Genomic DNA, 6,496 nt, shown 5'->3' with positions numbered 1-6,496 from the left:
ACCGCCGACGACGAGGCCATGCTCGCCCAGGCCGACGCACTGCTGGGGAAGGTGCGAGCCGAGTTCGACGTCCAGGCCCTGCATCTGGGTCTCGAAGCGATCTGGCACGTGCTCGGCGAAACCAACCGTTACTTCTCCGCGCAGCAGCCGTGGGTGCTGCGCAAGACCGATCCCGAGCGGATGGCGACGGTCCTCTACGTCACGCTCGAGGTCGTGCGGATCGTCGGTCTGCTCGTCCAGCCGGTGATGCCGGATTCCGGTGCGAAGATCCTCGACCTGCTCGGTCAGGCACCGGAGGCGCGGGAGTTCGACGCCGTCGCCACCCGTCTGGCTCCCGGCACGGCACTGCCCGCGCCCGCGCCGGTGTTCCCGCGATACATCGACGAGGACTGAGGTCTCACCAGACGGTTCCGTCCGGCGACGGAGAACACCGACCAGCGCGTTCTGCGTCGCCACCGGAACCTGTCGGTGCCGTGCGCCACACTGCGGCGCATGCGCAGCGATAGAACACACGTTCGAAACGGCGGCCTGAACGAGCACGCCCTCCTCTCCGAGTTGGGCGGTGCCTACGAGCGGGGGTGGCAGCCCGCCGACATCCTGCACGTGACGGCCCGTTCGGGCGGCACGTCCGACGTCGCGCTCACCGCGGCCACGATGCTGTTCGATGCACAGATCCGGCATGCGGCCGAACGCGCCCCCGTCGAGTGGGTACGGCAGATCGACGAGATCTCCCGACGGCACCCGTATCTCGTCCACGCCACGCAAGCCCCGGCACTGGCCGACCGTCTGCGCCGGGCCGCCTCCGACGTCACCCGCTTCGAGATCGAGGGCCTCGCCTTCACCTGGAAGTACCTGCCGTCGTTCGCGATCCTCATGCCGCCGCCCTCACGGTGGCCGTCCGTCCGCTCCGCCGACACCGTTGCCTCCTCGCCGCCCGACATCCGGATTCTCGAACGCATCCGCGCACTGTTGTCGAAGGCCGAATCCACCGACTTCCCCGACGAGGCAGAAGCGCTCACCGCGAAAGCGCAGGAACTCGTCTCCCGCCATGCAGTGGGTGCCGCACTGCATGGCGGACCCGGCTCCCGCACCGACCCCGTCGTGGGCCGGCGCATCCACCTCCACAATCCGTACATCCGGGAGAAGGTCCTGCTTCTCACGGCGATCGGCGATGCGAACCGGGTGCGCACGGTGTGGTTCACCCGCGTGCAGATCGCGACGATCGTCGGCACCGCGACCGACCTGCAGCAGGCCGAGATGCTGTTCACCTCCCTGCTCGTGCAGGCCGGGCGGGCCGTGCGGGCGGCCGGCACGGCGGGCCGGCGAGGATCGTCCGCGACCTCCTTCCGCCGTGCCTTCCTCACCGGCTACGCGCATCGGATCGGCGAACGTCTCCGCGAGGCCGACGTCCGGGCCACCGCCGACGCCGCAGCCGAGGCGCGGGTACCCATCACGACCCTCGCGCCGATCCTCGCCCGTCGGTCCGATGCCGTCGACACCGAGTTCCGGCGACTGTTTCCCGTCACCCGCGACTCGCGTAGCCGCGGTGTCGACGCCGACGGCTTCCACGCCGGTCGCGATGCGGCCGACGCCGCCTCGCTCACCCCCGGGCCCCAGCCCGTCGATCGCTGAGGCCGATCACCCAGGCGGTCGATCACCCGGGTGACGGGCATCACCGGATGCCGTGCCCACGCCGTGTCACATCCACGCCGCGAGCGGTGTCACGTCGGTAGCACCACTTCCGACAGCGAAGGGACGAGAGCGATGACAACGCAATTCCACGTGGTGGTCGTAGGCGCGGGGTACGCCGGGGTGACGGCCGCGAACCGACTCCTGGCCGAGCATCCCGAAGTCGCGGTCACGGTGGTGAACCCGCGCGCGGTCTTCGTCGAACGGGTCCGGCTCCACCAGGTGGCGGCCGGATCCGGCACCGCCACGCACGACCTGGCCGATCTCCTGCATCCGCGGGCGACGCTGCATGTCGGTTCGGCCGAACGGATCGAACCGCACGCGGTGGCCCTCGCCGACAGGACGGTCCTGCGGTGCGACGCGGTGGTCCACGCCGTGGGCAGCACATCGGTTCCCGGCGCGATTCCCGAGGCACAGAAAGTGTTCTCCGTCGCCGACCTCGACTCGGCCACAGCTCTCCACGACGCGCTCGTGGCCGTGGACGATCACGCGTCCGTCGTCGTGGTCGGCGGTGGCCTCACCGGCCTCGAGACGGTCACCGAACTCGCACAGGCACATCCGCGACACTCACTCACCCTCGTCGGCGATCCGGGCGCCGGCCTACCCGAGGACACCCGGCGTTACATCCGTCGCCGGCTGGAGGACCTGGGCGTCCGGCTCCGCTCGGGAGTACGGGTCGCCCGCATCGACGAGGAGTCCGTCGAACTCGACGACGGCACCGCGATTCCCGCGACGCTTGTGGTCCGGACGGCAGGCTTCTCCGTCCCCGACCTCGCCCGTCGCAGCGGGCTGCCGATCGACGACGTCGGCCGCCTCCGGGTCCGCGACACCCTTCAGGCGGTCGACGGCACACCTATCGTCGGAGTGGGCGACGCGGTGGTGGTGGAGGGCCACGACCACCTGCGGATGAGCTGCCAGGCAGCGATGCCGCTGGGCAGCCACGGCGCCGACACGGTGTGGCAACTGCTGCAGGGACGCAAACCGGCACCGCTCTCGCTCGGGTTCGTCTCGACCTGCATCTCGTTGGGCCGCGATCGCGGCGTGGTGCAGTTGTCCGCCCGCGACGACACCCCCTCGAGGTGGGCGGTGCGGGGACGGCTCGCAGCACCGGTGAAGGAAGCCGTCGTTCGTGGGACCATCCGCACCATGCAACTCCAGGCGCGCGGGCGGGCCCTGCCGACCCGGCGCGGACCGGACACGGCCGCACGGGAGAATGCGCACGTATGACCGGCGCCGACGTCTTCACCGAACATCGGGGACTGCTGTTCTCGATCGCCTACGAGATCACCGGCAGCGTCGCCGACAGCGAGGACGTCCTGCAGGAGAGCTACCTCCGCTGGGCCCGCGCCGACACCGATGCCGTCGACAACCCGCGAGCCTACGCGGCGCAGATCGTCACGCGGCAGGCGCTGAACTCGCTGCGGTCGGCGCAGCGCCGCCGGGAGGACTACGTCGGGCCGTGGCTGCCCGAACCGATCCTCACTGCCCCCGACGCGGCCCCCGGGGTCGAACTCGCCGAGGCGGTGTCCACCGCGATGCTGCTGGTACTGGAGACGTTGACGCCGGTCGAACGTGTGGTCTTCGTGATGCGCGAGGTGTTCGGTTTCGAGTACGGGCGCATCGCCGACGCGGTCGACCGCACGGAGAGCGCCGTCCGGCAGATCGCGCACCGTGCCCGCGCGCACGTCCACGCCAAGCAGCGGCGCTTCACCCCGGCGGGCGCCGAGACCGACCGGGTGGTCACCGCCTTCCTTACCGCGGCGACCACCGGCGATCTCGACGGATTGCTGTCACTGCTGGCTCCCGACGTCGTGTACCTCGCCGACGGCGGAGGCAAGGTCAATGCGGCCCGCGTCCCGGTCCTCGGCGCCACGAAGGTCGCCCGCCTGTTCCTCGGGCTGGTCCGGCACCCACTGCCCGACATGACCATCGAGCCGGCCGTGCTGAACTCGATGCCGGGCGTCCTCGTCCGCTCGGCAGGGGTCCTCGACATGGTGCTGCACTTCGAGATCGACGAGGGCCTGGTCACCGGGGTCTACGTGGTGCGCAATCCCGACAAGCTCACACATCTCGGGGCTCGTCCCGGCGCCTCCGACCGGCCATGACAAGCTGACGCCATGCGGATGGAACGACTCGGCCGCGGCGGCACCGTCGATCGCGTTCTCGGTGCACTGGCGGAACGCGCCCGGATCCTGGCCGTCCCCGGCCCGGCTGCGCTGTCGGGCGAGTGGTTCGGGGCTGCGGCCGTGCTCGTCCCTTCCGTCTCCGTCGAATCCGTACCACCGGCGGAGGCCTTCTCGCTCTCGCCGGATGCTCCCGTCTCCGGCGGCGACCGGCCACTCATCGGTGGTGGACGCATCGGATACCTCGCCTACCCGGATCGCGTCCCGGACCGCCCCGCGCTGCCCCTGGCCGCGAGCGGGTGGACCGATACCGTCCTGCGCCTCGACGCCGACGGCTGCTGGTGGTACGAGACCCTCGGCACCGCACCCTGCCCCGACGATCTCGCCTCCGCCGTCCTCGATCCCTCGCCCGTGGCCTCCGGCTGGCACATCGCGTGGACGCCGCCCTCCCGCGACGAGCACCGCCGCGGCGTCGAACGGTGCCTCGAGGCGATCCGCGCCGGCGAGGTGTACCAGGCGTGCGTATGCACCCGGTTCACCGGACGGTGGGACGGCGACCCGCTGGCGTTCTTCGCCGACGGAATCTCCCGGACGGCCCCGGCACGAGCCGCCTATTTGCAGGGATCCTGGGGCGCAGTGGCGTCGCTGTCGCCCGAACTGTTCGTCTCCCTCCACGACGACACGATGCGGTCGAGCCCGATCAAGGGCACACTCCCCCGATCCGCCGACCCGGCGCGATTACGGGCGTCTGCCAAGGACGTCGCCGAGAACGTGATGATCGTCGACCTCGTCCGCAACGATCTCGGTCGCGTCGCCCAGACCGGTTCGGTGCGGATCGAGGATCTGCTGACGGTGCGGCCCGCCCCGGGGGTGTGGCACCTGGTGTCCACCGTCGCGGCGGAGCGGCGACCTGGCGTGACGGTCGCCGACATTCTCGACGCGGCGTTCCCGCCCGCCTCCGTCACCGGGTGCCCGAAGATCCGGGCCCGCACGCTGCTCACCCGATGGGAGGGTTCGGCGCGGGGCGTCTACTGCGGAACCGTCGGCATGACGAGTCCGATCGCCGGCACCGAACTGAACGTCGCGATCCGCACGGTCGAGTTCGGTCACGACGACACCGGCGACGGCGTGTGCGCGCTCGGTGTCGGTGGCGGCATCACCATCGACTCGGATCCCGAGGCCGAATGGCAGGAATGCCTCGACAAGGCCGCGAGCATCCTCACGCTCGGCGACAGCCGGGCCGGCGCTCAGCACACCCCGTTCGGCGGCGCCGGCAACTCGTAGCGGTCGAGCACGTCGTCGAGTCGCACCGAGGTGGAACGGCAGATGCGGGCCACCACGGCATCGGCATCGAGCCCCCACGTGCGGAGCAGACCGTCGCCGCCGGCAGCGACGATGGTGCCGTCGGGTGCGAAGGTGACCTGCCAGCGTCCCGTCCCGATCTCGGTGACCGGCCCACCGATCTCGTGCATCCCGTCCGGGTCGGCGACGTCCCACAATCGGACCGTCCCGTCGTCGCTCCCGCTGACCGCGCGGGTGCCGTCCGGGGTGATCGACACCGAGTAGACGGTGCCGCTGTGGCCGCTCAACCGGGTGTCGCGGGCGACGAAATCTCCGGACTCGGCGCGGTCCCAGACCACGACGTCGTGATCGTCACCACCGGTCACCAGGACGTCGCTCGAACCGCCGAAGGCCGCGGTGTTCACCCCGGTGGCGTGCCCGCCCGTGACGTTCACCCGTCCCGGGGAGCGCGGATCGGTGACGTCCCACGCGTAGATCTCGCTGTCGGCGCTCGTGACCACCAGGCTCCGGCCGTCGGGACTGACGGCCGCACTGCGCACGAGATTCTTCGGCCCGGTGAGCGGTTCGCCCCAGGGCACGGGCTCCGCTGGATCCGCGATGTCCCACAACTGCACCGAGAAGTCGTCGGCGCCGGTCACGAGGGTCGTGCCGTCGGGTCCGAACGCCACGGCGGAGGTGAACCTTGTGGCCAGCGGCACCGGGTCGCCGAACGGCTTCGGTGCCGACGGATCGCGCACGTCCCACAACTGCACGCTGCCCCCGGATGTCGGCGCCGTGGCCAGAATGGTCCCCGAGGGCGAGAGCGCACACACGTAGGCTCCGCCGAGCGGACGCGGCAACGCGATCCCGCCGGCACGGTTCCACTCGCCGCCCCGGCCGACCCGCCAGAGGGTGACATCGGGGCCGTAGCTGCCGGTCGCGACAAGGGTTCCGGACCGATCGATCGCGGGCCGGGTCAGCGCACCGTCGGCCACGGCCACGCGGGTCTGCGGCATCGTCCACACCCGGACGTTGGCGTCCTGTCCTCCGGTGACGAGGGTGTTCCCCGTCGGGCTGACCGCGAGCGTGGGTACGCCACCTCCGTGTCCGGTCAGCGGCGGGTCGACCTCGTCGAGCGTGCGCGTGGCGGGGTCGAGGTCCCACAGTTTCGCGGTGCCGTCCCACGAGGCGCTCGCGAGTGTGCGTCCGTCGGGCAGGAAAGCGATGTTCCAGACCCCACCGGTGTGGGCGTGGGTCGGCGCCCCCAGTGGACGGGCCGCGCGTGGATCGGTGGTGTCGAACAGGTGCAGCACACCGTCGTCGCTGCTCGCCGCGAGGACCGTACCGTCTCCGTTGAAGCTCACCGAATGGGCGACGTCGCCGAACCCGGTCAGCGGCTCGCC

5 protein-coding genes and 1 pseudogene are annotated in these 6,496 nt (G+C 71.1%); 5 read left to right on the top strand and 1 reads right to left on the bottom strand.

Translation table 11 applies throughout. The features are described 5' to 3' along the window. The 5 genes and pseudogenes from R1101_RS0113825 to R1101_RS0113805 form a co-directional block, all read left to right on the top strand. Nucleotides 1-393 (top strand): annotated as a pseudogene (locus R1101_RS0113825) (methionine--tRNA ligase); the annotation flags it as partial. A gap of 99 nt (nucleotides 394-492) precedes the next feature. Next, complete coding sequence (locus R1101_RS0113820; RefSeq protein ID WP_051017545.1) at nucleotides 493-1,632, top strand: DUF2786 domain-containing protein; 1,140 nt, start codon at nucleotides 493-495, stop codon at nucleotides 1,630-1,632. Between the two features lie 132 nt (nucleotides 1,633-1,764). After that, nucleotides 1,765-2,916, top strand: a complete 1,152-nt coding sequence (locus tag R1101_RS0113815) for an NAD(P)/FAD-dependent oxidoreductase (RefSeq protein ID WP_026003255.1) — start codon at nucleotides 1,765-1,767, stop codon at nucleotides 2,914-2,916. Beyond that, complete coding sequence (locus R1101_RS0113810; RefSeq protein WP_016934002.1) at nucleotides 2,913-3,794, top strand: RNA polymerase sigma-70 factor; 882 nt, start codon at nucleotides 2,913-2,915, stop codon at nucleotides 3,792-3,794. The genes R1101_RS0113815 and R1101_RS0113810 overlap by 4 nt, the downstream gene beginning before the upstream one ends. A 12-nt stretch (nucleotides 3,795-3,806) precedes the next feature. Further along, entirely contained in the window at nucleotides 3,807-5,096 is a 1,290-nt protein-coding gene (locus R1101_RS0113805; RefSeq protein ID WP_026003254.1) for an aminodeoxychorismate synthase component I, read from the top strand. On the opposite strand, the gene R1101_RS26765 is transcribed toward R1101_RS0113805, so the two are convergent. After that, nucleotides 5,060-6,496: WD40 repeat domain-containing protein (locus R1101_RS26765; protein WP_016934000.1), on the bottom strand; the 1,437-nt coding region annotated here is incomplete at its 5' end. The two genes, R1101_RS0113805 and R1101_RS26765, sit on opposite strands and share 37 nt — an antisense overlap.

This window comes from Rhodococcus sp. R1101 (assembly GCF_000278445.1).
In the GTDB taxonomy this organism is placed as follows: Bacteria; Actinomycetota; Actinomycetes; order Mycobacteriales; family Mycobacteriaceae; genus Rhodococcus; species Rhodococcus gordoniae.
The sequence above is the reverse complement of the archived record's forward strand: the minus strand, read 5'-3'. Positions and strand labels throughout refer to the sequence as shown.